Source organism: Candidatus Saccharibacteria bacterium (assembly GCA_016191105.1).
Taxonomy (GTDB): Bacteria; Patescibacteriota; Saccharimonadia; order CAILAD01; family BJGX01; genus JACPPH01.
Genome location: JACPPH010000002.1, coordinates 67,785 through 93,300 on the forward strand (window position 1 = coordinate 67,785; position 25,516 = coordinate 93,300).

At 47.5% G+C, this 25,516-nt stretch carries 27 protein-coding genes and 1 tRNA gene; 24 read left to right on the forward strand and 4 right to left on the reverse strand.

The window, feature by feature from the left end; translation table 11 throughout:
- Window positions 1–140 precede the first annotated feature (140 nt).
- Entirely contained in the window at window positions 141–491 is a 351-nt protein-coding gene (locus HYX70_00560; protein MBI2797775.1) for a hypothetical protein, read from the reverse strand.
- 92 nt (window positions 492–583) lie between these two features.
- On the opposite strand from HYX70_00560, the gene dnaX reads away from it, so the two are divergent.
- The 11 genes from dnaX to HYX70_00615 all read left to right on the forward strand — a co-directional run bounded on the left by dnaX (window position 584) and on the right by HYX70_00615 (window position 11,444).
- The gene (gene dnaX, locus HYX70_00565) at window positions 584–2,011 is read left to right on the forward strand and encodes a DNA polymerase III subunit gamma/tau (GenBank protein ID MBI2797776.1); all 1,428 of its coding nucleotides are present in this window, start codon (window positions 584–586) and stop codon (window positions 2,009–2,011) included.
- Entirely contained in the window at window positions 2,001–3,344 is a 1,344-nt protein-coding gene (gene dnaB, locus HYX70_00570; protein ID MBI2797777.1) for a replicative DNA helicase, read from the forward strand. The genes dnaX and dnaB overlap by 11 nt, the downstream gene beginning before the upstream one ends.
- Before the next feature lie 48 nt (window positions 3,345–3,392).
- Window positions 3,393–3,929 (forward strand): GtrA family protein, encoded by a 537-nt coding sequence (locus HYX70_00575; GenBank protein MBI2797778.1) that lies wholly within the window; start codon window positions 3,393–3,395, stop codon window positions 3,927–3,929.
- Complete coding sequence (locus tag HYX70_00580) at window positions 3,904–5,475, forward strand: glycosyltransferase family 39 protein (protein MBI2797779.1); 1,572 nt, start codon at window positions 3,904–3,906, stop codon at window positions 5,473–5,475. The genes HYX70_00575 and HYX70_00580 overlap by 26 nt, the downstream gene beginning before the upstream one ends.
- Window positions 5,465–6,235 (forward strand): glycosyltransferase, encoded by a 771-nt coding sequence (locus tag HYX70_00585; protein MBI2797780.1) that lies wholly within the window; start codon window positions 5,465–5,467, stop codon window positions 6,233–6,235. The genes HYX70_00580 and HYX70_00585 overlap by 11 nt, the downstream gene beginning before the upstream one ends.
- On the forward strand, window positions 6,207–7,697 hold the full coding sequence (locus tag HYX70_00590) for a glycosyltransferase family 39 protein (GenBank protein MBI2797781.1): 1,491 nt from the start codon (window positions 6,207–6,209) through the stop codon (window positions 7,695–7,697). The genes HYX70_00585 and HYX70_00590 overlap by 29 nt, the downstream gene beginning before the upstream one ends.
- Before the next feature lie 24 nt (window positions 7,698–7,721).
- Window positions 7,722–8,030, forward strand: a complete 309-nt coding sequence (locus HYX70_00595) for a YbaB/EbfC family nucleoid-associated protein (protein MBI2797782.1) — start codon at window positions 7,722–7,724, stop codon at window positions 8,028–8,030.
- A gap of 195 nt (window positions 8,031–8,225) precedes the next feature.
- A complete protein-coding gene (gene recR, locus HYX70_00600) occupies window positions 8,226–8,819 on the forward strand; it encodes a recombination protein RecR (GenBank protein ID MBI2797783.1) in 594 nt (197 codons plus the stop codon).
- A 77-nt stretch (window positions 8,820–8,896) separates the two neighbouring features.
- Window positions 8,897–9,379: a hypothetical protein gene (locus tag HYX70_00605; GenBank protein ID MBI2797784.1), complete on the forward strand. Its 483-nt coding sequence runs from the start codon at window positions 8,897–8,899 to the stop codon at window positions 9,377–9,379.
- Window positions 9,380–9,522: 143 nt separating this feature from the next.
- A complete protein-coding gene (locus HYX70_00610; GenBank protein ID MBI2797785.1) occupies window positions 9,523–10,071 on the forward strand; it encodes a 3'-5' exonuclease in 549 nt (182 codons plus the stop codon).
- Window positions 10,071–11,444 (forward strand): cysteine--tRNA ligase, encoded by a 1,374-nt coding sequence (locus tag HYX70_00615; GenBank protein ID MBI2797786.1) that lies wholly within the window; start codon window positions 10,071–10,073, stop codon window positions 11,442–11,444. Before HYX70_00610 ends, HYX70_00615 begins: the two co-directional genes overlap by 1 nt.
- A 48-nt stretch (window positions 11,445–11,492) precedes the next feature.
- Here the strand turns inward: HYX70_00615 and HYX70_00620 are convergent, their stop codons facing one another.
- Entirely contained in the window at window positions 11,493–12,143 is a 651-nt protein-coding gene (locus tag HYX70_00620) for a GNAT family N-acetyltransferase (protein ID MBI2797787.1), read from the reverse strand.
- Between the two features lie 766 nt (window positions 12,144–12,909).
- On the opposite strand from HYX70_00620, the gene HYX70_00625 reads away from it, so the two are divergent.
- Window positions 12,910–14,142 carry a glycosyltransferase gene (locus HYX70_00625; GenBank protein ID MBI2797788.1) on the forward strand — a complete coding sequence of 411 codons (1,233 nt, stop codon included), beginning with the start codon at window positions 12,910–12,912 and terminating at the stop codon, window positions 14,140–14,142.
- Here HYX70_00625 and HYX70_00630 read toward each other — a convergent pair.
- Complete coding sequence (locus tag HYX70_00630; protein ID MBI2797789.1) at window positions 14,139–14,579, reverse strand: hypothetical protein; 441 nt, start codon at window positions 14,577–14,579, stop codon at window positions 14,139–14,141. The two genes, HYX70_00625 and HYX70_00630, sit on opposite strands and share 4 nt — an antisense overlap.
- 690 nt (window positions 14,580–15,269) lie before the next feature.
- Here HYX70_00630 and HYX70_00635 point away from each other — a divergent pair.
- From HYX70_00635 to HYX70_00675, 9 genes are all read left to right on the forward strand, one after another.
- A complete protein-coding gene (locus HYX70_00635; GenBank protein MBI2797790.1) occupies window positions 15,270–17,051 on the forward strand; it encodes an ABC transporter ATP-binding protein in 1,782 nt (593 codons plus the stop codon).
- A 178-nt stretch (window positions 17,052–17,229) separates the two neighbouring features.
- A tRNA-Gln gene (locus HYX70_00640) sits at window positions 17,230–17,304 on the forward strand.
- 358 nt (window positions 17,305–17,662) lie between these two features.
- On the forward strand, window positions 17,663–18,001 hold the full coding sequence (locus tag HYX70_00645) for a hypothetical protein (GenBank protein MBI2797791.1): 339 nt from the start codon (window positions 17,663–17,665) through the stop codon (window positions 17,999–18,001).
- Between the two features lie 46 nt (window positions 18,002–18,047).
- The gene (locus HYX70_00650) at window positions 18,048–18,584 is read left to right on the forward strand and encodes a hypothetical protein (GenBank protein MBI2797792.1); all 537 of its coding nucleotides are present in this window, start codon (window positions 18,048–18,050) and stop codon (window positions 18,582–18,584) included.
- A gap of 10 nt (window positions 18,585–18,594) precedes the next feature.
- Window positions 18,595–19,029 carry a DUF305 domain-containing protein gene (locus HYX70_00655; protein ID MBI2797793.1) on the forward strand — a complete coding sequence of 145 codons (435 nt, stop codon included), beginning with the start codon at window positions 18,595–18,597 and terminating at the stop codon, window positions 19,027–19,029.
- A gap of 122 nt (window positions 19,030–19,151) precedes the next feature.
- Entirely contained in the window at window positions 19,152–19,436 is a 285-nt protein-coding gene (locus HYX70_00660; protein MBI2797794.1) for a metal-sensitive transcriptional regulator, read from the forward strand.
- Window positions 19,436–19,714, forward strand: a complete 279-nt coding sequence (locus tag HYX70_00665; protein MBI2797795.1) for a hypothetical protein — start codon at window positions 19,436–19,438, stop codon at window positions 19,712–19,714. The genes HYX70_00660 and HYX70_00665 overlap by 1 nt, the downstream gene beginning before the upstream one ends.
- Before the next feature lie 145 nt (window positions 19,715–19,859).
- Window positions 19,860–22,016, forward strand: a complete 2,157-nt coding sequence (locus HYX70_00670) for a copper-translocating P-type ATPase (GenBank protein ID MBI2797796.1) — start codon at window positions 19,860–19,862, stop codon at window positions 22,014–22,016.
- A 142-nt stretch (window positions 22,017–22,158) separates the two neighbouring features.
- Window positions 22,159–23,034 carry a cation transporter gene (locus HYX70_00675; protein ID MBI2797797.1) on the forward strand — a complete coding sequence of 292 codons (876 nt, stop codon included), beginning with the start codon at window positions 22,159–22,161 and terminating at the stop codon, window positions 23,032–23,034.
- A 138-nt stretch (window positions 23,035–23,172) separates the two neighbouring features.
- Here the strand turns inward: HYX70_00675 and HYX70_00680 are convergent, their stop codons facing one another.
- On the reverse strand, window positions 23,173–23,790 hold the full coding sequence (locus HYX70_00680) for a hypothetical protein (GenBank protein ID MBI2797798.1): 618 nt from the start codon (window positions 23,788–23,790) through the stop codon (window positions 23,173–23,175).
- Window positions 23,791–23,968: 178 nt separating this feature from the next.
- Between HYX70_00680 and HYX70_00685 the strand changes: the two genes are divergently transcribed.
- From HYX70_00685 to HYX70_00695, 3 genes are read left to right on the forward strand one after another with little or no spacing between them, the layout of a single operon-like run.
- Window positions 23,969–24,469 (forward strand): GNAT family N-acetyltransferase, encoded by a 501-nt coding sequence (locus HYX70_00685; protein MBI2797799.1) that lies wholly within the window; start codon window positions 23,969–23,971, stop codon window positions 24,467–24,469.
- Window positions 24,453–24,890 carry an NUDIX domain-containing protein gene (locus HYX70_00690; GenBank protein ID MBI2797800.1) on the forward strand — a complete coding sequence of 146 codons (438 nt, stop codon included), beginning with the start codon at window positions 24,453–24,455 and terminating at the stop codon, window positions 24,888–24,890. Before HYX70_00685 ends, HYX70_00690 begins: the two co-directional genes overlap by 17 nt.
- A 32-nt stretch (window positions 24,891–24,922) precedes the next feature.
- The gene (locus tag HYX70_00695; GenBank protein MBI2797801.1) at window positions 24,923–25,513 is read left to right on the forward strand and encodes a CYTH domain-containing protein; all 591 of its coding nucleotides are present in this window, start codon (window positions 24,923–24,925) and stop codon (window positions 25,511–25,513) included.
- Window positions 25,514–25,516: the final 3 nt, after the last annotated feature.

A 25,516-nucleotide genomic window follows, 5' to 3' on the forward strand; every position in this document is an offset into this window, starting at 1 on the left:
AAACCATTTTTGGTGTGCCAAATAATCGAGGCACAATTTGTTAGTGGCGCAGTGGCCACAATTGAGAATAAATGACTATATCCTTCTTCTTTCAAGCTTTCAACGGCGTCCGTAAGCAGTTTCGTGGCTATGCCCCTACTCTACCTTTCAGAAGCAATATGATGAAGTGTTAATGCTGTGTCGTCATTATAGTAGATGTTTTTTAGATCTTTACTAAACCACTCGATGTTATCGGCATCTTCTGGAAAATATTCTTCTTTGCTAATATCAATGTAGCCCACAACATCGCCGTCTTCTTCGGCGACTCTTAGCAACTTAGAGATTTTCATCCGATCACCAGCTGAAGCCTCCTCTGCACTGACAGTGAAACCTCTTTGCTGAACCTCAGCACCGTATGCAGGATCCCCACTCTTAGTCACGTCTAGGACATACTTATCGTGGAGCGCCTGTATATGATCAACGTCGTGAGCTTCTGCTGGTCGAATAATCATTCTTATATGTTATCACAGCCAATGTACTGTAAAATATGGCCGTAGTATAATGGATTTATGAGAGGGGGATTTTTTAGATTTCGCGCTTAGCATTGTATCGCAAATATCGCCCAGCCGAGTTTAACGAGGTGGTTGGCCAGGAACACGTTACCAAAACCCTGCAGGCCGCTATTAAAAAGGGAGTGGTTTCGCATGCCTATTTATTTGCTGGCCCGCGCGGTACCGGCAAGACTACTGTGGCTCGCAATCTGGCCCGCGGCGTAAACAAGCTCATGGGCGACCAAGAGCTAAGTAGCTATCTAGACGTAATAGAAATCGATGCTGCTAGTAACCGGGGAATTGACGAAATTCGAGCTCTGCGCGACACCATAGCAACCGCCCCCGCCCAACTTGATTACAAAGTTTATATAATCGACGAGGCACACATGCTAACTCGCGAGGCCTTTAACGCCCTACTTAAAACGCTAGAAGAGCCACCCAGCCATGTAATATTTATATTGGCTACCACCGAGGCCCATAAGCTACCCGAGACCATTGTGTCGCGCACCCAGCGCTATGACTTTCGGCCAATCGGCCAAGCTGGCATGCTAACTAGGCTTCGAGAAATTGCTCAAGCCGAGAGCATTAAAATTAGCCAGGACGGTCTAGAGGCGATCGCGGCTTTTAGCCACGGCGGCTTTCGCGATGCCATTGGTTTGCTCGACCAGTTGTCGGTTATGGATGAGGAGATTACGGCTGAACAGGTGGGGCAGTTTTTGGGTCGTGTTACTGAGGCTGATTTGAAGAAGTTATTACTAAGTCTACAAGCTGGTGACGCCAATGGCGGCCTGGAACAGCTAAAGGCTATTTTAGCAGGTGGCTACGATGGCCTGGTGGTTACCCAGCAACTGCTAGATTTATTAAGGCTTCAGCTTTTGCAGGCCAGCCAGCAAGACAACAAAGTCAACCTGGCCTTTACAAGAACGGCTATAGAGGCCCTGGCCCAAGCCCTGGTCGGTTTTAAAATAACAACGCACCCGAGCCTACCGTTGGAACTGGCAATAGTGGAAATAGCTCTGGGGCCACTAGAGGCTAGACCCGTAGACGACCAAGCTCAGTCTGCGAATACCTCCCAAGCTACCACCAAAAGCTCAAGTCCAGCTACTGACCCTCAAAAATCAAAGCCGTCAGCTCCAACTAAAAACAATCCCGAGGCTGAGCGGCTTTGCACCAAGGCTCTTAGCCTTATTAAGCAGCACAACAACTCACTCTACGCTGTCTTGCGTTCGGCCAAGTACCATATGGATGGTGATAATTTTGTAGTAACTTGTAGATTTAGCTTTCACAAAGAGCGCATAGAGGAACCTCGTAATAAGGCGCTAATAGAAAAAGCTATGACCAAAGCATTTGGGCGACCAATTGAATTGCAGTGTAAACTTGAGGATACTAGTATGTCTAATGTCGAACCCGACAGCAAAGACAGCGAGCTCATAAGTTCAGCCATGGCCATACTTGGAGGGGAGTTGGTTGATGGCGAATAAACCAGATAGCATGAGAATGCCGCCCCAAAACATTCAGGCCGAGTCGAGCCTGCTGGGCTCCTTACTGCTTGACCGAGACGCTATTATCAAGGTGGCCGATCTAGTGGCGACCGATGATTTTTATGTCGAAAAAAACGGCATGATTTTTGCCGCTGTACTGTCTCTATACGAAAAACGTCAACCAGTCGATGTGGTAACGCTGTCCAGCTTCTTAGAAGACAAAAAGCAACTCGATACAGTGGGCGGGGCCACTTATCTGACAGAGCTTGTAAACTCGGTGCCGTCGGCGGCGCATGTACAACAATACGCCCAAATTGTTGCTCAAAAGGCCACATTAAGGCGCTTGATAGTGGCTTCTAGCGAAATTAACAAACTGGCCTACGACGAATCTGCGGTTCTGGAATCGGTGCTCGATACCGCCGAGCAAACACTGTTTAATGTTAGCCAAAAGCATCTCAAGCAGAACTTTACACCCATAAAGGATGTGTTGGTTGAGAGTTTTGACCGCCTGGATAGTCTTCACAAAGACAAAAATAAACTACGTGGTGTGCCCACGGGCTTTAAAAGCTTAGATAATTTGCTAGCCGGCCTGCAAAAGTCTGATCTGATAATCTTGGCAGCTAGACCAAGTTTAGGAAAGACCTCGCTGGCGCTTAACATGGCTCAGCATATTGCTACAAAAGAGGGCGTGCCGGTTGGAATCTTCAGTCTCGAGATGAGCAAAGAGCAGTTGATTGACCGCTTGTTAGCAGCTGAGGCCGGCATAGACAGCTGGAAGCTGCGTACCGGGAACTTAGAGGATAGTGATTTTGAGCGAATTAATAAAGCCATGGGGATATTATCTGAGGCGCCAGTATATATTGACGACTCAGCCATGGCCAATGTTCTAGAAATGCGCACTAAAGCCAGGCGGCTTCAGGCCGAGCACGACTTGGGCCTGATAATCATTGACTATTTACAGCTTATGAGTGGCCGCCAAGCTTATGGTGAAAACCGAGTTCAGGAAATATCAGAAATTTCACGCGGGCTAAAAGGGCTAGCCCGCGAGCTCGATGTGCCGGTAATTGCCCTAAGTCAGCTTAGTCGGTCGGTCGAGATGCGCTCGCCCAAGATACCACAGCTGTCTGACCTGCGTGAATCAGGCAGTATTGAGCAAGACGCCGACGTGGTGATGTTTATATATCGCGAGGATTATTATGAAACCGACACGGAGCGCAAAAACATTGCCGACATTTTGGTTAAAAAGCATCGCAATGGCCCAACTGGCGATATCGAACTGTTCTTCAACAAAGAACAGATGCTGTTCAGAAGCTTAGATCGTACTCACAAGTAAATTTTTTGGCTATCGTCACAAAAGTCGTTATAATAAACATTAATTCTTATGCCTAAAAAGAAATCATCTAGTGAAGTAGCTCAATTAATTAGGTTCGTAGCGGTGGGCGTGGTTAACACGCTGGTTGATTTTGTGGTTCTAAATGTGCTGGTAGTCACGCTACTGCCCAAAACAGCTAGCTTTGGTAACCTTGTGGTATCTGGCCAAATGATTAGCTTGAATGGAGTGGTCGTGGCTGGTGTTATATCTGGCACTGTGGCCATGATTGTTAGTTTTTTGCTAAACTCTCGCTTTACTTTTCGTATTCGTCATGTGGCTCGCAAGAGGATAGTTTACTTTTTTACTATTACTGCTTTCGGGCTTTACATTATTAGACCGGCTATCTTAAAAATAATGACCGGTGCCTGGGTATGGCCATCGACAGTGGTTTATAAGATTACAAGCTTTTTGCGCTTGCCATTTAGCCAAAGCTTTGATGAACGAAATACTGCCCTAGCAGCAGCTATTTTAATAGTACTGAGCTATAATTACCTAATGTATAAATACTTTGTGTTTGTAGATGAAAAGCAAGTCAAACAAGCTTGAGACCTTTAAGAAATATCTGCCGCTAATCCTGCTGCTGTTAGTTATTGGTTTGGCAGTGTTCTTTAGGTTCTGGCAGTTGTGGAAATTGCCGCCCGGGCTTCATCCCGACGAAGCTGCGAATGGCCTAGATATTTTCAAGATGTTCGATCGTTATGACTTTCGGATTATTTATAACACCAATGGTCCTAGAGAAGCCCTGTTTTTTTATTTGCAAGCAATTTTTGTAGCCTTTATGGGCAGCACAACACTAGCCTTGCGAATGGCGCCGGCTCTTGGCGGAGTGGCAGCGGTGGTGGTTGTTTATTTCTTGGCCAAAGATTGGTTTGGTCGCCGTGCGGGCTTATTGGCGGCCTTTATTATGGCTGTAAACCCATGGGCCGTGATAATCACTAGAGATGGTTTTAGAGCCAGCCTGGTGCCTTTGTTTGTGGCTCTAACTGCGTTGCTGGCAGGCAAAGCCTACAAAACCTCGCGGATTGTGTATTTTGTGTTGGCCGGAGCTGTTTTTGGGCTTGGTTTTTATAGCTATACAGCCTTCTCGTTGTTTTCCCTGGTGCCTGCGGCTGGGTTGATTTATATGCTGCTTTTCAGGCGCCTCTGGCTAAGGGCAAATTTAAAAAAGCTTGGCATAGCCCTACTTACAACCTTGATAGTTCTAACACCACTTGTTGTTACAATTGTTCGGAATCCTGGCGATTCAGTTGCCCGGGCTGGCGGTACCAGCGTGCTTAATAGTCAGCTCAATGGTGGCCGGCCGCTGCAAGCGTTTGCTAGCGGTGTTGGTAAGACGTTGCTCCAATACAATCTGTTTGGCGATGAAAATCCGCGCCACAATGTACCGGGCGAACCACTGCTGAATACGTTTGTAGGTATTATGATGATTCTGGGCTTAGGCGTTTGTTTTTTACGTTTCAAGCGCATTGCTTACGCGGCCACTATAGCCCTGTTCTTTGTTATGATGTTGCCGGCGGTTTTAACGGCCGAAAGCCTGCCCCATGCCTTGCGCAGCGTTGGCACCGAAGTTGGAGCCTTTCTGCTAGCCGCCATTGGCATTAACTATTTACTTCAAAAGTGGTATAAAACATTTCCGGTTAATGCACCGGCTCGCAATTTGGGCCTGGTCTTGATTTGCGGCCTGCTGGTGTTGACCGCAGTTCAGGGCTACCGGGCCTATTTTGTGGCTTGGGCTCAGGACCCCGAAACATATTCTGCTTATTCAGAAAACATGACTTCAATCGCCAACTACCTTAACAGTTCTAAAGGCAGTGACCGCAAATATTTGGTAGCAGACGAATACAGCGCCAAACCTGTCGAATATCTAACTCACTATAAATCGTCTTATGATCTTTTAGATCAAGCTTCTTTGCGCAGCCTACCGCTTACCAACGGCCAGAAATTGTTTATTATTCCGGCTGGTGACCAATCCAGCTCCGAAATCGATTTAATAAAAAGTAAATTTCCTGGTGGCACAATAACACCGCGCTATTCTGATTTTAGCGGAAAGGCTCTATTCTACACCTACGAGGTGAACTACAGTGGCAGTTGATTTAAGTATAGTTATACCGACCTTAAACGAAGCCAAGCGAATAGACTCAGCTCTTAGGGAGTTGTCAGCTTATTTGCGCAAGCAAAAGCAATCAGTTGAGGTAATAATTGTGGATCTACATAGCCCTGACGGCACGGCCGAGCTTGCCAAAAAACAGGCCAAGGCATTTGAGAGTCTAAAAGTTATTGATGCTGGGCCTAGGCCAAAGGGTAAGTTCCTTAAGGGCAAGCAGGTTAAATTGGGGGTAATGGCTGCCAAGGGTCGCTACATTATGTTTATGGATGCCGACCTGGCGACTCCACTCAAGTATATCGACAATGTATTTGCGCTTATGAAAGAAGAGAAACCGATAGCCATTTGTGTGCGTGACTTGCAAAGTAGCCATACCGGACTGCGTAAGTTTATCTCTGGGGTAGGCAACTTTTTGGTTCAACTAATCCTGCTGCCGGGGATAAAAGACACCCAGTGTGGCTTTAAGGTTTTTGAGGCAGAGGCCGCTCGCCAAATATTTAAACGACAACGGGTTGTTAGTTGGGGGTTCGACATGGAAGCTTTGGCTATTGCCCGCCGGCTGGGCTATAGAATAGATACTATCAGTGTGCCCGATTGGCACGATGTGGCCGGCGGTTCATTTGGCGGCAAGGCCATTAAATCTACCCTACAGACATTTTTTGATCTGGTAAGGATAAAGTGGTGGCTGATAACAGGTCGCTACAACAAGGCACGGGGCCATGGTGCAGAATCAGCCGAAATCGCTTAAGCGGCCAATAATTAGACATTCGGCTATTGTGGTCGGTTTACTAACCCTGCTCGGCGTGGCTATAAGGTTTAGTTTTATTGCCAAGGCTAGCATTTGGCACGATGAGGCTTTCAGTATAATGCTGGCGAGCCGCAACCCGTTTAGTATTTGGGCATTGACGGCTCGCGATGTTCACCCGCCGCTTTATTATGAGCTGCTCCATCTATGGATTAATTTGTTTGGTCGCAGCGAGCTGGCAGTCCGCAGCTTGAGCGCTGTTGCTGGCGCGGCCGTAATCCCGATTGGTTATGTAGTGGCCAAAAAAGCTGCTGGTAGGAGAGCCGGCTATTTTGCACTAGTTTTTCTGGCTTTGGCGCCATTCCTGATTCGTTACTCGCAAGAGGCGCGCATGTATGGCTTGCTTGGTCTCGAACTGCTGCTAGCACTCTGGGCGGTTATGAATATTGTCAATAAACCAAGACAGTTTTGGGCTTATGCGGCCTTTGCCACAACCATCACCGCTGGTCTGTACACCCATTATTTTACGGTTTTGGCTGTTTTTAGCCTCTGGGCTTACCTGATTCTGTTACAGCCATTTAAGCAGTGGAGGCTCGAAAAAACCATTTGGCTAAGCTGGCGGTGGTGGGCGGCAAACATTGTAGCCTTAGTTTTGTTTCTACCTTGGCTGCCCAGTATGTTGGCGCAGCTCAAGCGCGGCCAAGGCCTAAGCTGGTTGCAACCAACCAGCACTAGAACCGCATTTGACACGGTGTGGCAATTTCTAACCTTTACCGATGGCCGCTTAACAAATATAGCTTATTGGCTAGTTGGCTTGGTCGTGGTCGCGATGATGGTATGGCTTTGGCAGGGCGATAAAACCAAACAACGGTTTACTCGCTTAGTAGTGCTGTACACGGCTCTGCCAATTACGATTGGCATTGTGGTGTCGTTGTTTAAGCCAGTGTTCCATGAGCGTTATTTTGCCTTTGCAGCGATCGGCTTTTATATTTTACTGGCTTTAATGGTGGACAGGATTTACCGGCTCAATCTCTGGCTGGCCATAGTGGCGGGGCTGCTGATTTGTGCTGTTGAAGTTGTCGGCATTCGTAACGTTTATGCACAGAGCAATCACCAAATGCGAGCTGAAATGGCGGTGCTAAACGATGGCTTTCGACCGGGCGATATTATTGTTTCGGGCGAGCTCTACACTTATTTTGATAGTACCTACTACAACTCTACTGGCCAGCGTTTATTGCTTTATACGGGAGTTGCCGGCAGACCCAATGGCTATGGCGAGTCGAGTCTTATATACGATCAAAACGTCTATCTGGATAGTTATACAGAAATCCCAGTTGGTTCAAGGGTGTGGCTGGTGGGCAAAACCGGCGATCGCAGCTATTACAGCCAGGTGCCGGCCAGCTGGCAGCTGCAACAGCAGTCTGAGTCGGGCTATAGCGAAGTCCGACACTACCTGGTAAAATAACTAATTGTTTTAAGGAGACCCTAGATGAGTATGATGGATAAGGCCAAAATGGCCCAAAAAGCTCTTAAACTGCAAAAAGAACTCAAGCGCCTAAGCATAGAAACCGAAGCTGGCGACGGCTTGGTGCACGTCACGGCCGGCATTGCTATTAGCTCCAGCAGTATGAATGTTGAGATTCGCGATATCAAGATCGATGAAAGCGCAACCGAAGACCTAGATAGATTGCAAGATCTGCTGGCTAGTGCTATCAACAAGGCCAACAAAGAGATTATGGCCGAAGCTACCGAGAAGATGCAGGCTATAGCTGGTGGGCTCGGCTTGCCTGGCATGTAGCTGTCGGCTGTAAGCTGGAACGAATAGCTGCGTCTAATTTTTGACTTTCACTCATCGTACCTTTTGTGCGATTCATTTCGAGTCTCAAATTATCCTTGCACTTCATTCCAATTTTTGAGCCTTAACATTTTCACTAAATCTGAAATACAATCGAGCTTATGGTATTATAAACAGAAGCTTTAAAAAGGTGGGTTTTTGGATATTTTGCCAGAGGGGGTAACCCAATTAATTGAAGAGTTTTCCAAATTACCATCGGTTGGCCCGAAAACGGCCGAGCGGCTGGTTTTTTATTTGCTCAAAAGTGATGACTACGAGGGTTTGGGTCGGGCTGTGCTCGAGCTCAAACAGGGCCTACAAAACTGCGAGGTCTGTCGTAACTTTGCCACCTCGAGCCGGTGCTCCATTTGCGCCAATCATAGCCGCGATCAAAAGTTGATATGTGTGGTGTCGCAGCCACTCGATATTGTGGCTATCGAAAAAACTAGCCTATACAAAGGCACCTACCATGTTTTACATGGCGTAATCAGTCCGGTAGAGGGTATTGGCCCCGACGATTTAGAGCTTGAGAGCTTATTCGAGCGAGTGCGCAAGCTAAATCCAGAAGAAATTATTTTGGCCACCAACCCTAACCTAGAAGGCGAGACTACGGCGCTGTATATCTCTAAAAAACTTAATGATTTTGATGGTAAGATTACCAAGCTGGCTCATGGCTTACCGATCGGGGCTGATCTAGAGTACGCCGACCAAATGACGCTTGGCCGAGCGCTCAACAATCGATTGAGCTTTTAAATGCTAGATTTTCAGGTACTAATATGCTATTATAGTGTCCGAATCAATCCGCACCACCAAGAAAGTAGGTAAGAGTCATGCTCCGAGGAATCCATCCGCTTCTGACGGGTGAGCTGTTGCATTGCATTAGCGACATGGGTCACGGTGACACCATAGTGATTGGCGATGGCAACTTCAGCTCCGATGCCGATGCCCGTGCGGGCAACTGTTTCACGGTCGAGCTGTGGGGCTACAACACACTCGAGATTGTACGCCAGATCCTTGGATACATGCCGCTCGACGACAAAGACGGGCCTAGCGTCCACTTCATTGCCGAGACAGGGGATGAGCCATGGGAAGCGCACGCCGTCTGGATCCGTGCCAACTCCAACCTGGCCCACTGGGCCAGGCAGATGGGCAAGGAGCTCACAGACGTCGTGTCGATGCTGCCACGAGCCGAGTTCCACGAGCTAGCTCGCCGGGCTTACGCCATCGTGCTTACCAACGATCCGACCCACTACGCCTACTTTGCCCTACGCAAGGGTGCTCTGCCTGAGCCAGAACAGGTGAGCGTGGGTTGACCCCCACACAGTCCTTCACGCTGCGCGTCCTGCCCAGTATGGAGGACGCGTTGCATTAAAGGCACCCTCTCTTTACCAACCTAAGGGTACGACCCTTAGGTTAAGGTAGCATCATGTGCAGGAGATGCTCTATACTTATATGCATGAAAGGTTTTGCCAAAGACATACTGTTGATGGACTTTGAATCGACCGGCATAGACCCGGTTGTTCACGAGCCAACTCAATTAGGCGCAATATTGCTCGATAAAGAGACTCTGCAAGAAAAAGATTCTTATCTTACATTTATCGGCGCAGACTTAAGCAAGGCCAGTAAAGAAGCGCTGGAGATTTCCGGAATTTCTCAAAAAGACCTAGAGGATGCCCCAGCCCAAGAAGAAGTAGCTAAAGAGTTCTTACAAAAATTTGGCACAGACGTGTTCTTGTCATCGTGGAATTCAATACTAGATAGAGGGTTGCTCGATAAAATGCTACGCATAATTGGCAAAACTATATTTGAATATGATTATCACTACTTAGATGTATGGCCAATTTGCTATATGTACTTATGTCGCACCGGTCAAGGCGATAAACTCCGTGGTGATGCAACATTCAAAGCCTTAGGTCTACCACAGCGCCAAAACCACGATGCGCTCGAAGATTGTCGGTACGCCGCCGAAGCACTCAAGGCCGTTTACGAAGGAAAAGAATACTAATGCTAAAACTTTATAATTCACTAACCAAGAAAAAAGAAGAATTTAAGCCCATTCACGCTGGTCATGCCAATATATATAGCTGCGGGCCAACGGTTTACGACCATGTGCACATCGGCAACTTGCGTGCTTTTTTGTTGCCAGATCTGCTGCAGCGGGTTCTGCGCTACGTCGAACACCTCGATGTCACCTGGGTTATGAACATTACCGATGTCGACGACAAGATTATTGCTCGAGCCGCTCGAGACAACAAAAGTGATGAGCCAATTACTGCCCTAGGAAAGCTAGCCGATCGTTACACAGATGTGTTTATAAATGATATTGAGAAGGTTGGAATTGACCGGGCCGACATAAGCCGTTTACCTCGAGCCACCGATAACATTGCCGAAATTCAGGAGCTAATTCGACATTTAGTAGCCAAACAAATTGCCTACATTAGCGATGGCAGTGTGTACTTTAGCCTAGAGCATTACAAAAAAGCCGGCCACAAATACGGTGTGCTAGCAAATGTGCAGTTCAATGCTCAAGCCAGAGTAATAGACGATCAAGATCAAAAAGAGGGAGTGGGTGATTTTGCGCTTTGGAAGGCTCAAAAAAGCGATGAGCCGGCATGGGATTTCGAGATTGAAGGCCAAAACTTGCGTGGCCGGCCTGGCTGGCACATTGAGTGCTCAGTTATGAGCACCAAATACTTAGGCCAGCCCTTTGATATTCATACTGGCGGCGTGGATCTTAAATTCCCGCATCACGAAAATGAGATTGCTCAGTGCGGCGGCGACCAAGCCCATTATTATTTGCACAATGAATTTGTTAATGTCGAGAATAGTAAGATGGCCAAATCGGTCGGTAACTTCTTGACCATCGAAGATGTCAAAGACCCTATAGCTTTTCGATACCTGTGCCTGCAAGCCCACTATCGTAGTGAAATGAACTACAGCAGTGAAGTTCTGGCGGCTGCCGGTGAAAGGCTAAAAAACTTGCGCAAGTACGCCGACCAACTAACTCTGGTAAAAGAGGATCAGCTGGCCGAAGATGACAAAAGTGGTAAGGTTGCTGAGTTCATGGAAAAGTTCAACCAGTCGCTACAAGATGATCTGAACAGTCCTGAAGCCTTAGCGGCTCTTAGCTTGCTTGAAGGTAAGGCTTACAATCAGCAGGCCAAAAAAGCCATGCAGTGGGCCGATTCGGTTTTGGGCCTAAGACTAGTAAATGATGAGCCTATAGCCAAGCCGGCTCAGGAGCTTATTAGCAACTACGAACGAGCTCGTGAGCGCAAAGACTATGAAGCCTCGGACAAACTGCGCGAAGAACTCGAAAAAGAATTTGGCCTCGGTGTGTCCGACACCGAGATAGGCACACTAATACATAGGCTATAAATGCGGTAGGGCGGGGGCTTTTGACCCCCGCTTGTTCCTACAGATTGCTTACAGGAATTCGACCTCTTTGCGGGCTTGATCGAGCGCGTTTTGGGCACGCACGCGTCCGGCCACAAAGTGCTTGGGCACCTTGCCGCCAGCCCAGAAGAAGTTCCAGGCGTACTCGCTGGGGTTGACCCACAGCAGCCGCACTGCGTGGCAGTGCTTGCCGTAAGCCACGCCACGATTGTAGTCGACGCCGGTTTTGACGTAGCCGACACCACAGAGAGCACGGTGACTGCCCTGGTTGACTAGGTCGGCACCGCTGTCGATGGCCACCAGGCCGAGCACGTCGACCGCATAGAGGCAACGAGCACGGTGGATGGCACTGGCAATGCCCTTGCCCCACATGCCGCTGTCCCACAGCACGACGCCGCTGATGCCACGGTAGCTGCTGATGTTCTCGATGCCACTGGCGCCGATGAGGCGACCGCGACTGTCGGATCCGGGCTTGAACTCATAGATGCCCCAGCCCTGAGAATCAGGATCATCGTAGCGAGCCTTGAGCCAATCCAGCTCTTGCTGGTGGTTTTGAGCACCGCGCAAACTGAGATGGGCGCAGACTTCGTAGCGAGCCAACGGTTCGGGCACGGCTGCCATTTCGCTTTCCAAGATGGGCTGCATGCGGATCACCAGCCCATCGGTGGTTTTGGTTTGCATAGGGAAGCCAAACATGGCCTTTCCTTTCTGTAGGGAACGAACCTCGACAACATTGTCGAGGGAGCCTTGATAATTCCAAGACTACTGTTGAGCGGATTTTGGGATTTCCAAAATCCGATAAGCCTCCAAGAATGGGTTACAACCAGATTGTAAATTTAGCGTTTTAACCAAAAAGCCTCCATTTCGGAGGCTCATCGCATCTGAGAAATTAGTTCAATTTATGAGTTCAGTACACGATAAGCCATAGCGACACAAAGCTCGCCTTTATAATCCATAAAGGTGGGAGCGGAAATATTTGTGGTTGTATGACTATATCGGTTCATAGCGAAAGTAATAATAACACCAACGCTTATGCTTTGTCAACAAAAATTGACAATAAAATGCAGGCGAGCCCCTCAACTCCAGCGTTAACTGGTGTCGAGGGGCTCTGGATGCGGCGGTTTGGGCAGTGCTAGTGAGGGCGGCGCTCTCCCTTGCCGCCTTCAAGGCACTTCCTGCAGACCTGGATCTTCTTGTTGCCAGGCTTGTACACCCATGTGGTGTAGCGGTGCTCGCTCTCGCGGCAAAGCGGCAACTTGGAGTTGTTGAGGATTTCAGCTGCAGCCAAGGTGGCTCCTTGGGGTAGGGCGCTCGAGTTGGCGCCAATGGGTGGGTGCGACAAGCGAAAACCAGGGGTCTTCGCAAGATCGCAGCCAGTATACAATTTTAACCAAATTATATCAATAAGATTTTGCGTAAACCCCTTAAGTTTCGGTACAATATGGTTATGCTACAAGTAACCGAGTTCGATAACCACCAACTAGCTGATTACGAGGCCGACACCGACCCGATTGAGATAGATAGGCTCAAGAGCATTGCCAAAACCCTAGAGGGTAAGAAGATTTATGAGATCAATGCCACCGCTATTGGCGGCGGGGTGGCTGAACTTTTGCATAGCCAGATACCATTGTTTAGAGATCTCGGCTTATATGCCGACTGGCTAGTTCTACCTAGCAATAATCACTTCTTTACTATTACCAAAAACCTCCATAATTGTTTGCAAGGACACTGTGCGTTGCCAAACCAGTTCGAACTCGAGCATTACAGCAAGTATCTGCAAGAGGCAGCTGTCGATATTCCGCAAGACGGGGATCTGTATATACTGCATGATCCCCAGACACTCGGGCTGGCTCCGTATCTTAAAAACCACAAGCTAATCTGGCGCTGCCATATTGACCTAACCATGGCTGACCCCCATGTTCTTGCCTGGGTCCAAGACTACTACCAGTATTTTAGTAAGGTTGTATTTTCGCTCGAGGCATATGTATCGGGTTTGGAGCGCAAAAAAGTGGCCATTGTACACCCAGCAATCGACCCTTTGAGCGACAAAAACCGCCAGCTCAGTCAACGCGAAATAGATACCTACCTAGGCAAATATGAACTCGATATTACCAAGCCGTACTTATTGCAGGTTTCGCGCTTCGACAGGTTTAAAAATCCTATTGGTGCTATAGAGATTTTCGCTGAGACCCGCAAATTAATTCCTAGCCTGCAGTGTGTGTTAATGGGTGATTACGCCACCGACGACCCAGAGGGGAAGCCGTACTTCGAAGAGGTACGCCAAATTGCTCGCGAGGCTGATCACGGCAACATCCATATAATTACCCAAAAAGACGATCTGGCGGTCAATGCTCTGCAGCGCGGAGCAGCTGCGGTGTTGCAAAACTCTACCCAGGAGGGTTTTGGGCTAAGCGTAACCGAGGCTTTGTGGAAAGGCAAGTTTGTGTTTGCCAGACCAGTGGGGGGCATAGCCTTGCAAGTTATAAACGGCAAAACCGGCTTTTACCTAGCCGACAATAACCATGATTCGGCCGAGAGTATCGCCAAGGTACTCAAAAACTCGCGCGACTACTTGCATGTCGAAGCCGATGCCAAAGAACAAGTTCGCCGCAAATTCTTGCTGCCCAAAATGGCCAATGACTATCTGCATGTCTATGCCGAAGCGCTCAAGCAGACTTAAATATTTTCAACTCGGTTGTGTTTGCGAAGTTTAATCAGCTCTTGTTCGACCTGTCGCAAGTTCGGTGGTTGCTCCTTTAGCGCCTCGAGATTTGGGCCTTTTTTGGATAAACTGATTATATGCATGCCCACCGGGGCGCCAAAGGTTAACCAAAACCACGAGAATATAAAGTTGTGGCGGTAAACCCGACCCAAGCGTGAGGCCACTGCGAACGAGTATATGCTGCCGGCATAGGGTATAAGCGCCATAAAGAACCAGCGCTTGGGCAAGTTTAGCGTCTTGATGAGGTAGTAGTAGTTATAGATCGGTACAAAGGCTCTCCAGCCGCGGGCCTGTAGCTGCCCGAGCACCCTCGATAGTCCCACCATGTAAACCAGATAAAGCACAACTAGCACTACGATAACCACGTAGCCCAAACTTAAGACGGCTTGAATCATATAGCTATGATAGCACGGTGAGGCTTTTACATTCTTAAGAAAGTCATAAGGTGTTAAACCGGGCAGGCCGACCGCAAAAAAACTTTCTAAAATTGTATTGACAATATCCAGTACCTGTGGTATAATTCAACTATCATTATTTTTGAGCTACTGGACTCCCAAATAGTGCTCAAGCTACAACTAAATACACCGCCACCCCGACACAAGGGTCCGAACTGTTAACTAATAGCCGGCAAGACATATGAGCTTACCGCTATCACTTTCGCGAGGTTATCGCTTTAAAACAACAAAACCGGGCCTTTATGTGGGGATGGTGTTTTGCCTATAAATGAAGCCAAAGATCTAGTAACTTTTTCGTCATTTATAAGCAAAATAGCTTTTTTTGAAAAAAGTTGGCCAAATGTTGTTGACATCAGTTATGCTTATGTTATTATCAGAAGCACTATGTTAATCAACACAGTCAAGTTAATTACTCGCACTCGAGCAAAAACAGCGCCCACTTTTGGCGCGCTTAGCGCTACCCGTGTGCCCGGACTGAGTCGTTTTATTTCATAAACTTTAGAGAAATCATTCGCTAGAAGCTCGGGACCACACTCTCGAGCTTCTTTAGTTACGGCAACCCGTAGCTAGAAGCACCAATCACATCACGATCTTTCACAACCAAACCTACGACCCCTATAAGGAGGAAGAATGGGAGTCAAAATGATGCTGCAGATGTATCGTCTGCTGCTGGCTAAGCCAGAAGTACGAGCCAAATATCGTGCTATGCGCCAAAGCATTGTCAAGGCGCTAGCACTGGTGTTTGTGGTCGAGGCGCTGTCGGTGGCCGAGGTGTATCCGCTGCGGGGTATTTTTGACGGCATGTCTGTTAAGGCTCCTGCCAGCACCCTGGTGATCTGGGTGATTGCCATGTTTGGCATTCGCCAGGTTCACACCGTGCTCGACCAGCACAAGGAGTATCACCAGATGACAACCGACTGGCAAAACCTGGGCAACATTCTTGGTCATGGTCACGAGCACCAGCTCAGCCAGGATCAAAAGTACCAGATCGATCATTCCACCGGAGAGAAGGAGTCCACGCTTTCAAAGAACATTTGGAAGATGGAAAACCTCATCGACGTAGTGATCTACCAGGTTACGCCCATGATCATCATGATCGGGTTCATCCTGGCGGCGCTGTCGATATTCGACTGGCGCTACAGTGCTATCACCGTCGTGACCATCGCCATCTACTGCCTGGTTACCAGGCACTTCGAGAAGGTGTTTGCTCCCAAGCGCATAGAAGAGCATGAGGAATGGAAGGCAATTGAACGGATGGCCAGCGAGCAGGTTAAGGGCTGGCGGACAATCAAGTCCAATGGCCTGGAGCTACAAAAGGCTCGCGAGCTCCAGTGTGCAATCGAGAAGTTCATGCAGGCCAACGCCAAACGCCGACGGATTCGCATTCGCCACTGGGTGGTACAGAACTCGGTGTTGAGCGTTTCGATCCTGTTTATCTGGGGGTTTTCCCTCTGGCTGTACAGCATCGACGCCATGAGTACCGGCGTGTTGGTGATCATCAATGGCTGGATAGCCAAGCTTTACAGCCACATGTTCCGCTATGCCAACTTTCAACGCGAGGCCTACGAAGGCGTGGCCAGTCTCAACGACATGGTTGAGTTGCTCTCTAGTAGCTCGGCTATCGACGGTATGCCGAATGCACTACAACTGCCCGCCTCTGGCCTTGGCTGCGAGGTTGTGCTCGACGGTGTGGGCTTTCGCTACCACGACGACGGTGAGTACGCGCTACGCGACATAACCGCCAAGCTGCCAGCAGGCAGCACGGTGGCGATTATGGCGCCATCGGGTGGAGGCAAATCAACTCTGGCCGATCTGTTGATAAGGGCATACGACACCTGCGAGGGATCCATTTACCTCGACGGTGTTGACCTGCGCGACATAGACCGCCAACACCTCATGCAGGTGGTTGCGGCCACAGTGCTGCAAGATGCCAATCTCTTCGACGGCACCATTGCCAGCAACATCGGCTTTGGCTGCTTGCGCGAACTGAGCCAAGCAGAGGTAGAGGTAGCCGCAAAGCAGGCCTACGCCCACCAGTTCATCATGGAGTTTCCTGAGGGATACGACACGATGGTGGGTGAGGACGGCGTGCGGCTCAGCGGCGGGGAAAGGCAAAGGATCGCCATTGCGCGAGCCCTTGCCAAGCAACCGCAGCTGCTGATCATGGACGAGGCCACTAGTGCTCTCGATGAACCGAGCCAACGCATGGTGAACCTCTCTATCCAGGCTAAGTCAGCTGAGCGGAGCTGCACCATTGTGCTGATAGCCCATCGGTTTAGTACGGTCGAACACGCCGACTTAGTGTTGGTGCTCGACCATGGCAAGCTGGTGGACTTGGGTACCATTGCTGAGCTTGGTGAGCGCTGCGAGCTGTTTCGACGGCTCAGGAGCGGCGAGATCAGCATGGAGTAGGCAAGTGAGTGATGTGAGACCCCGGCAATTCGCGAAAGCGGATCCGGGGTTTTCACTTTGTAAAAAAACTTTTCTGGCAGTTGCTACCTGCAGAATCTTGAAAAATGCAGCGTTTTCGGCTATGATTATCAGGTTAAATTGCGTAACTGCAGCTTAAAACCCAGTTTTAGCTCGACGATGGGGCGTAGCCAAGTGGTAAGGCACCGGTTTTTGGTACCGGCATTCGCAGGTTCGATCCCTGCCGCCCCAGCCAGCGAAAAGTGCCCGAGCTTGTCTCGGGTGTTTTTCGCTGGCGTGTGTGATATCGAACCGTAGAGCGTAGCGGAAGGTTCGGCGTAGCGAAATCCACGCACAGAAATATATTTCGAGCATGAATGAGTGAAGAAGGCGAGAGCCGCCTCCCTGCCGCCCCAGCCATAGTGCCTATGCTCAAAATGACCCATTTGGGTCTTTTTTGATATTTACTCGCCAGGTGTGGCGATAGGCAGATCGGCAAATGGGCTAGAAACCAAGCAGAGTTACTAAGCAATCGCCCACGACAAGTCGAAATTAAGGCTTAAGAAAACTGGCTAGCTCCAGCAAAAATTAATCTTATATGTTACAATCTGACTATGATTTCCGGGGTAAAAAGTAAGTTATTTACAACCTTGGTTACCATAGCGTTGCTGCTTGGTGGTTTAGCGATATTAAATTTCTACTCAATGTCAATGCAGCCCACCAGCGAACATTTCGACTACAACACAACCTGTAAAATTGCTTGCTTTGGCCAGGCTATTGGTAATCTTGGTGCCGCTCCTACTAATCCTGAAAGTTTGGTACTAGTTTTATCGTTTGCAGGGCTGGTGGCTGGGTTTGCTGTCGGTACAACTAACACCGGGGTCTTTAACAAGGCCTTTCGTTATAGCCTAGGGCCGCCGCTCTACAAACGCTTTGAGTCTTATCGTGATTAAAAAAATCTCTTGTAGTAGAAAGTACTTTACAAATTAAGGAGATAATATGAAATCTAAAATATGGCCTGTAGTGATAGGCTTAAGCGTGCTCGCGGTTGCGCTGTTTATCGGATTCGCTATTACTCGCCCCGATGTACCGCCAGGGCAGGCAAAGACCTCAAACACCACAAATAAATCAACTGACTCCAATATAGTCTCGAACAGTGAGATCCATTGGCACCCAAAATTAGCGGTATATATTAACGGACAAAAACAAGAGATTCCAGCCGAAACAGGAATTGGTCAGCAGTATGCCAAAAGCCGTTGGTATGATTCTATGATGCAAATGGCGAACATACATACTCACGACAATAGTGGTCAATTGCATTGGGAAGTAATGGAGGGCCCGGTTCGAAAAGACCAAGTTCGTTTGAGTGCGTTTTTTGACGTTTGGGACAAGAAGTTCAGCAAAATCCAGGTGTTCGACAAGACCGACCCTAAAGGGTCAAAAATCACCATGACTGTTAATGGCCAGCCTAACAGTGAATTCGAAAACTACATGGTGGCCGACAATGATCAGATTGAAATAAAGTATCAAGATTAACAGGGAGATAATGATGAAGCAGGAATCAATACTATATGGTGTGATTGGCTTACTAGTGGGTGTACTGTTGGCTATGTTTGTGTCAGCCATTGTTGCTAATTCACAAAACCAAACAATGATGCGAGCGATGTGCATGAACACGGGCAACGGAATGAATGGCTCGTCGATGAGCATGGAGAATATGACGAACCAGCTCAAAGCCAAGTCTGGTAGTGAGTTTGAGAGGGCCTTCTTAGAACAAATGACTGTACACCACCAAGGGGCTATTGGTATGGCTAACCTGGTCTTACAAAAGTCCACAAGACCGGAGTTGCGCAAACTTGCCGAAGACATCGTTGCTGCTCAGACCAAAGAAATCAACCAAATGAAAGAGTGGCAAACACAGTGGAGCTATGCAACTAGTTCTAGCTCAAATAGTAGTAATATGGGTGGAATGGCTAATTAAGTAAAAGTTTGCAGCTTTGTTGCCAACACAACTGAGCACTAACAGGTTAGCTGCTAGTTATAACGCCGATGCACAAGGCGGGGCTTGATTAATACCCCTCAGGGGTATACAATAAAATCAATATGAATGCTGATATAAAAAAGCGCTATGTCCATCGCACGAGGATTATCGAGGGTCAAATCCAAGGCCTACAAAAAATGATAGACAGTGAAGCCTATTGTATGGATGTATTGACGCAGAGCTTGGCTATTCAACGGTCGCTCGCATCATTAAACAAGCTAGTGCTCGAGAACCATTTACGCACTCACATTACAGATATGTTTGGGGCCGGCGATAGCAAAGCCCAAAAAAAAGCGGTTGCTGAGCTGCTAAGCCTATACGAACTTAACAACATTCGGGGTAAGTAATGTTAGGCAAGCGTTTGCGGGAGTTTATGCGGTGTCATCAGGGCAAAGTTAACCTATTGCTACATGTTGTTGGTTATTCTCTGGTTGGTGTTGGTATTTGGCAGAAGAGTTTCTGGTATGTGATTGCGGGTGCGATAGTTCAAGAGCTTGGTCATTTTTATCAGTACGTCAAGACCAAAAACTACAAAGACAGCCCACTTTATTGTCTAAGATCGCAGGTATTATTTGCGCTGCCGGCTTTAAGCTTAATACTTATTTACATTTGGATAGCACGGTAAGTTGCCAAAAATGACTATAGCCAACCCCGTTCATCACGGCAGCCAACAAGATAGCGCTAAACATGCTGGCCGCCTAATAGCTATGTTTAGCAATAAGTTTTAGGAAGGTATTAACCAACAATTTAAGTCACAAAGATTAACAATAATGGAGTCAAAAATGTCTAAACATCAAATCAATTCTAATAACGAAGCCATGCAAGGCATGACAGAATCAGAACATCATATGCATCACATGTCTGAGGGAAACATGACACGGTGGCAGAAATTTAAAATGAGTATGACTATGACCATGGGTATGGATCATAGCGGACTGGCCGGCCGCGAAATGGCCAAAATGATGGAAATAGACATTCGCAATAAATTCTTTTTTGCTCTAATACTATCTGTGCCGATCATTGCTTATTCGCCACTCGGAACTAGCATTCTAAAGTTGAGCTTGCCCCAGCCGATCCCGGCAGCTTGGATACTGTTGATTCTTACGACACCGGTATTCTTCTATGCCGGCTGGATATTTTTGTACTCTAGCTATCATGCGCTAAAAGCCAGGACACTCAATATGGCTGTTTTGATTGCGGTTGGTATATCGGCGGCGTATTTTGCAAGTATTTTGCTGACCTTGGTAGGCAGTTCGGAATCGTATTATGAGGCTGCTGCTCTGTTGATTACTTTCGTGTTGTTTGGTCACTGGATGGAAATGAAGTCTCGGCGCGGAACAACCGATGCCTTACAGGCTCTGTTTGATCTGGTGCCACCTCAGGCCCGGCTAATACGGGGCAATAAAGAGGTTATGGTATCGACCAGCGAGGTGCGAGTTGGCGACATCTTGGTATTAAAACCGGGCGACAAAGTTCCGGTTGACGGCGAAGTGATAAGTGGTCAAACGTCTATCGATGAAGCCCTTGTAACGGGCGAGTCGCTACCTGTTAGTAAACAAAAGGGTGACCCCGTAACCGGCGGATCTATCAATCAATCTGGAACCGTCCGAATCAAGGCTACCAAGGTAGGATCAGATACGGTTTTGGCTCAAATTGTTAAAATGGTTGAAAACGCCCAAAACTCCAAGGCGCCTGGCCAGCGCCTGGCCGATAAATTTGCCGGCTATTTAGTAATCTTGGCCATATCGGCTGGGTTGCTAACCTTTGCGGCTTGGGCTGTGTTTTCTAATCAGGGTTGGCTATTTGCACTAACCCTAGCAATATCGGCTGTGGTAATAGCCTGCCCCGATGCACTTGGCCTAGCCACGCCCACCGCCGTAGCCGTGGGCACTGGTTTGGGTGCCAAACATAACATTCTTATAAAAGATGCTGCTACGCTTGAGCAAACTGCCAAGATCCAAGCCGTTGTACTCGACAAAACTGGCACTCTCACCGAAGGCAATCCCCAGGTTACCGATGTAGTAAGCGTGGCTGGTTTCAAAAAAGACCATCTTATAGAATTGGTTGCCGCCGCCGAGGCTGGCTCTAGCCACCCCTTGGCGCAAACCATCATCAACGAAGCTCATAAGCGCCGCCTTAAGTTGGTGGCCGTCAAGCGGTTTAATAATATTGCTGGGCTTGGTGTGGAAGCGGTGGTAGAAGGTAAGCGAGTACTGGTAGGAACCGAGCGGCTTATGAAAAATCGCAAGCTCTCAACTAAAGCCATTCAGGCCGACATCGACAGGTTGCTAGCAGAGGGCAAGACCCTCATGATTATTGCCATTAACGACAAGGTATCTGGTGTTATAGCGGCCTCGGACAAGATTAAGCCGACCGCCCAAAATGCCATTACCGCTATGCAGCAACTTGGTTTAGAGATTGTTATGATTACTGGTGATAATCAGAAGACCGCAGACATCGTTGCTAAGCAACTAGGTATTAAGCGTTATTTTGCCGAGGTCTTGCCTGCCCAAAAAGAAAGTTATGTAAAAAAACTTCAAAGCGAAGGCCGGTTTACGGCTATGGTTGGAGATGGGGTTAACGATGCGCCGGCGTTAGCCCAAGCCGATATTGGTATTGCTATCGGGGCGGGTACAGATGTGGCTATAGCAACAGCAAAAATTGTTTTAATGAAGTCTGATCCGACCGATATCATAAGGGCTATTCGTTTGAGCAAAGCCACTATTCGTAAAATGAAGCAAAATTTAGGCTGGGCGAGTGTCTATAACATTGCTGCCATTCCTATTGCTGCCGGAGTATTATATCCAGCTTATGGCGTTTATCTTAGACCAGAGTTCGCGGCGCTTCTAATGTCGGTTTCGTCAATTTTTGTGGCCGTGAATGCGGTTATGCTAAAACGGGCCGAAAAGCAGCTGTTAACGGTGTAGATCGACTATTGGTAAGCGCCCTAGCTTAAGTAGTGTATCGCAACTTACGGCCAGATTTTTAGAGGAGTGCTTACCGATAGCTAACGATTGTGGTAGTAGCCAATGCCTAGGTGTTTTGTAAAACTAAGTTATAATTGTGGTTATGCATAGCCACGACCGCCAGGCCTCAAGGTCTTTTAAGTTTGTAATTGGATTTATATTAAACACTGGCTTTACGGTGTTGGAGTTTGTTGTCGGCATAATGGCTGGCAGTTTGGCTCTTGTTTCAGATGCCTCGCACAATTTAACCGACTCGCTGAGTATAGCCATTGCCTTTGGTGGCGAGCGAGTGTCTAGTCGTCAGGCCAATGATAGCAAGAGTTATGGCTTTGGCCGGGTTTCGATTGTCACAGCTCTTATAAATGGCGTATTGCTATTCGCGGTGGCTGCCTATATTTTTTACGAAGCTTATTTACGAATCTTGAACCCCGAACCGGTCAAAGGGGGTTTAGTTGCAATTGTGGCCTTGGCTGGCATTCTTATAAATGGTGTAGTGGCTTTGCTGTTTTACAAAGACAAAGACGACCTCAATGTTAAAAGTACCTTCTTAAATATGGCCTTTGATACGCTTAGCTCGGTCGGCGCAATGATTGCTGGTCTTATTATACTCGTAACCGGCAATACGCTGGTCGATCCAATAATTGGCATCCTAATTGGCTGTATGCTTGTTTTTAGTGCCTATGGCGTGGTTCGGGATGCTTTACACATATTGTTAGAGGGTACCCCCAAAGATATCGATAGTTCTGAAATTGCTAATTTTATCTTGTCGTTCCCGCATGTCAAAGGAGTAGACGATCTACATATATGGTCGATCTCGTCGCATTATCTAGCTATGAGTTGCCATATTGTTATTGAAGAGGAAAATTTGCAGAGTAGCGTTGACCAAGTTAAGGCTATTAAAAAACAACTGCTAGGCAAATATCAAATCCAGCACGCCACGATTGAGACCGAGCTTAAGCATTGCGAGCCAAAGCACTAGTTGGTCTGTTGGGGTAGCTATACGCCGAACCGGGGCTTGGGCGTATGGCTAATAAGTTATGGTCTAGCTCACAACGCTCAGCCGGTATACTTATATCAAAAAAAGACCCAAGCAGGTCTTTTTTTGAGTAATTTGAACTTACTTATTTTTGCGTAGAGAACGGAGTTTGAGTGTAAGCCCTGTTAGGGCGCCGCCAGCCAACGCCACCGAAAGAGTGTCGGCTCCTCCGCCGGTGGTAGGTAGAGCAGGTGTGCTAAGAGCTACCGTGGGAGTTACGGGTGCTGGGGGTGGAGTTGGTTTGCATTCTGCGCCGCCATGGCTCGAAGACACAAACTGACCTGCAGTGTAGTCGTTGGTATTGCCACTTGGCCCAAATGGGCTTAAGCCGCGCAGCAAATCGATCTGGTAAAAGCACTGGGGCTTTTTGACTGTTAGACTACTAAAACCAGCTGGAAATGTTCCGCTTTTGGAATCTACAAACTTTTGCTGATCAAATGGCTTGCCGTCAACGCCATTGGGCGCGTCCCAGGCGGCTACAGTCACATCTTTAGTGCAAGCAGTGCTGTCGACTGTATTCTTTACCTCGAAGGTAGCGGTAACAGTATCGGCACCAACCGAATAGCTTCTGGCAAAAACTTCACATTTGTTATTTGGTTGATCTGCAGCTTTGGCTACATTACCTGCATGAAAGCCAACCCCAACAACTGCGGCTGCAATTGTCAGGACTCCATAATTAACTATTTTACGAACATTCATATAAGCTGTCCTTTCTTGTGCTAGCTGTATAATGTTGAGTGGAGTCTATCATATATTAATACAGATGTCAATAGCAATTTGCTTATGTTTATCTGGGCAGACCCAATTGGTGTATAATTAGGGCAGTTCTAACCTGGAACAACGCCCAACTAATTATAATTTCAATTAAGGAGAGAACATGTCGGAACTTCCAATACGGCCAGAATCGACTCCGCCGAAGGCAGAGACTGGGCGGAAAGATGTAATAGTTAAACACTTATCTGGAAATGAAGATTTGACACAAGCTTTTGATGTTCGACGCACAGTTTTTCACGATGAACAGGGGATCTCTGAAGAAGACGATTTTGATGGCCTAGATATACAGGCAGACCACTTTATTGCTTTCGATGGAGATAAGCCTGTTGGAACGGCACGTGTAAGATATATAGACGGGAAAGCGAAAGTTGAACGGGTTGCCGTTCTAAAGCCGTCTAGGGGTAAAGGTGTTGGCGAGGAGATGATGCGTGATATTTTGGATTTCATTGCCAAAAATGGAATAAATGAAGTTTACCTAGATTCGCAGACAAGTGCATCTCGCCTATATGAGAAAGTAGGGTTTGTTAAAGAGGGCGAAGAATTCGAAGAGGTTGGCATTCCGCATGTCAAAATGGTAGCTAAGCTTGATGAAAAAAGTAGTTAAAACTGCCTCGGTAATGATTTTAAATAACCACAAGATCCTACTCCTTTTAAGAGATGATAGGCCCGATTTGGTTAATCCCAACACCTGGTGTCTAATTGGGGGCTATGTAGAGAACAAGGAAAGCGAAAAGGCTGCCGCACACCGTGAGGCCAAAGAAGAAACAGGACTGAGCTTAGATCGGCTCGACTATATAGGTACTCACGAATATACGAAAGGCTATACTACGGCCACCTTTTTATCAGTTGTTAGTGATTTACTGGCTAAAGAAGCGAAGCTCGGAGATGAGGGTCAAGAAATCCGCTTTTTCAGCTTTGACGAGTTGTCTAAGGTCCCTTTGAGCGGCTCTATAAGAAAGTATTATAATGACTATCAAGAGGAGCTTAAGAGTTTAATGGAGACTGAAGAACCAAAACGGTTCTAACCCAGGGTGCAACGCCCAGCCAGGAAATTATTATGAACACCGAGATAGAAGCAACATTTCTTGAAATAGATCATGACAAAATCAGACGTAAACTCAAAGATCTAAACGCAAAGTTGATTAGTCCAGAGGTACTCACGCGGCGTACAATCTACGACTATGATGATTTGCGACTTGATAAAAAAGCAGCATGGATTCGTATTCGGGACAACGGCGAGAAGATCACCATGGGCTTTAAGCAGAGGCAGACAGAAACAATAGAGGGAATGAAAGAAGTCGAGTTTGAGGTGTCTAGCTACGACGCTGCAAGAAAGTTTATGGAGTCGATTGGGCTGACCGTAAAAGCCGTGCAGGAATCTAAGCGAGAAATTTGGCAGTATGGTGATTGCGAAATTATGCTAGATACTTGGCCATGGATTCCTCCATATGTGGAGGTAGAAGGCCCAAGTGAAGAAGCTGTTAAAGATTGCTCTAAGGATCTAGGCCTAAATTGGAACCAAGCTATGTTCGATAGCACAGATGCTATTTACATGAAGTACTACAATGTTACAAGAACCGAGATTTCAACTATTCCAATAAAGTTTGGTGATTTGCCTAAGAGTATGAGGGCCAAAGAAATTTCTTAAACA

Excerpts from the sequence above, each read along its gene's own strand:
- HYX70_00560 (MBI2797775.1), bottom strand. The coding sequence starts at position 491 with ATGATTATTCGACCAGCAGAAGCTCACGACGTTGATCATATACAGGCG.
- dnaB (MBI2797777.1), top strand. The coding sequence starts at position 2,001 with ATGGCGAATAAACCAGATAGCATGAGAATGCCGCCCCAAAACATTCAG.
- HYX70_00575 (MBI2797778.1), top strand. The coding sequence starts at position 3,393 with ATGCCTAAAAAGAAATCATCTAGTGAAGTAGCTCAATTAATTAGGTTC.
- HYX70_00580 (MBI2797779.1), top strand. The coding sequence starts at position 3,904 with ATGAAAAGCAAGTCAAACAAGCTTGAGACCTTTAAGAAATATCTGCCG.
- HYX70_00590 (MBI2797781.1), top strand. The coding sequence starts at position 6,207 with ATGGTGCAGAATCAGCCGAAATCGCTTAAGCGGCCAATAATTAGACAT.
- HYX70_00595 (MBI2797782.1), top strand. The coding sequence starts at position 7,722 with ATGAGTATGATGGATAAGGCCAAAATGGCCCAAAAAGCTCTTAAACTG.
- HYX70_00605 (MBI2797784.1), top strand. The coding sequence starts at position 8,897 with ATGCTCCGAGGAATCCATCCGCTTCTGACGGGTGAGCTGTTGCATTGC.
- HYX70_00610 (MBI2797785.1), top strand. The coding sequence starts at position 9,523 with ATGAAAGGTTTTGCCAAAGACATACTGTTGATGGACTTTGAATCGACC.
- HYX70_00615 (MBI2797786.1), top strand. The coding sequence starts at position 10,071 with ATGCTAAAACTTTATAATTCACTAACCAAGAAAAAAGAAGAATTTAAG.
- HYX70_00620 (MBI2797787.1), bottom strand. The coding sequence starts at position 12,143 with ATGCAAACCAAAACCACCGATGGGCTGGTGATCCGCATGCAGCCCATC.
- HYX70_00625 (MBI2797788.1), top strand. The coding sequence starts at position 12,910 with ATGCTACAAGTAACCGAGTTCGATAACCACCAACTAGCTGATTACGAG.
- HYX70_00630 (MBI2797789.1), bottom strand. The coding sequence starts at position 14,579 with ATGATTCAAGCCGTCTTAAGTTTGGGCTACGTGGTTATCGTAGTGCTA.
- HYX70_00635 (MBI2797790.1), top strand. The coding sequence starts at position 15,270 with ATGGGAGTCAAAATGATGCTGCAGATGTATCGTCTGCTGCTGGCTAAG.
- HYX70_00645 (MBI2797791.1), top strand. The coding sequence starts at position 17,663 with ATGATTTCCGGGGTAAAAAGTAAGTTATTTACAACCTTGGTTACCATA.
- HYX70_00650 (MBI2797792.1), top strand. The coding sequence starts at position 18,048 with ATGAAATCTAAAATATGGCCTGTAGTGATAGGCTTAAGCGTGCTCGCG.
- HYX70_00655 (MBI2797793.1), top strand. The coding sequence starts at position 18,595 with ATGATGAAGCAGGAATCAATACTATATGGTGTGATTGGCTTACTAGTG.
- HYX70_00660 (MBI2797794.1), top strand. The coding sequence starts at position 19,152 with ATGAATGCTGATATAAAAAAGCGCTATGTCCATCGCACGAGGATTATC.
- HYX70_00665 (MBI2797795.1), top strand. The coding sequence starts at position 19,436 with ATGTTAGGCAAGCGTTTGCGGGAGTTTATGCGGTGTCATCAGGGCAAA.
- HYX70_00670 (MBI2797796.1), top strand. The coding sequence starts at position 19,860 with ATGGAGTCAAAAATGTCTAAACATCAAATCAATTCTAATAACGAAGCC.
- HYX70_00675 (MBI2797797.1), top strand. The coding sequence starts at position 22,159 with ATGCATAGCCACGACCGCCAGGCCTCAAGGTCTTTTAAGTTTGTAATT.
- HYX70_00680 (MBI2797798.1), bottom strand. The coding sequence starts at position 23,790 with ATGAATGTTCGTAAAATAGTTAATTATGGAGTCCTGACAATTGCAGCC.
- HYX70_00685 (MBI2797799.1), top strand. The coding sequence starts at position 23,969 with ATGTCGGAACTTCCAATACGGCCAGAATCGACTCCGCCGAAGGCAGAG.
- HYX70_00690 (MBI2797800.1), top strand. The coding sequence starts at position 24,453 with ATGAAAAAAGTAGTTAAAACTGCCTCGGTAATGATTTTAAATAACCAC.
- HYX70_00695 (MBI2797801.1), top strand. The coding sequence starts at position 24,923 with ATGAACACCGAGATAGAAGCAACATTTCTTGAAATAGATCATGACAAA.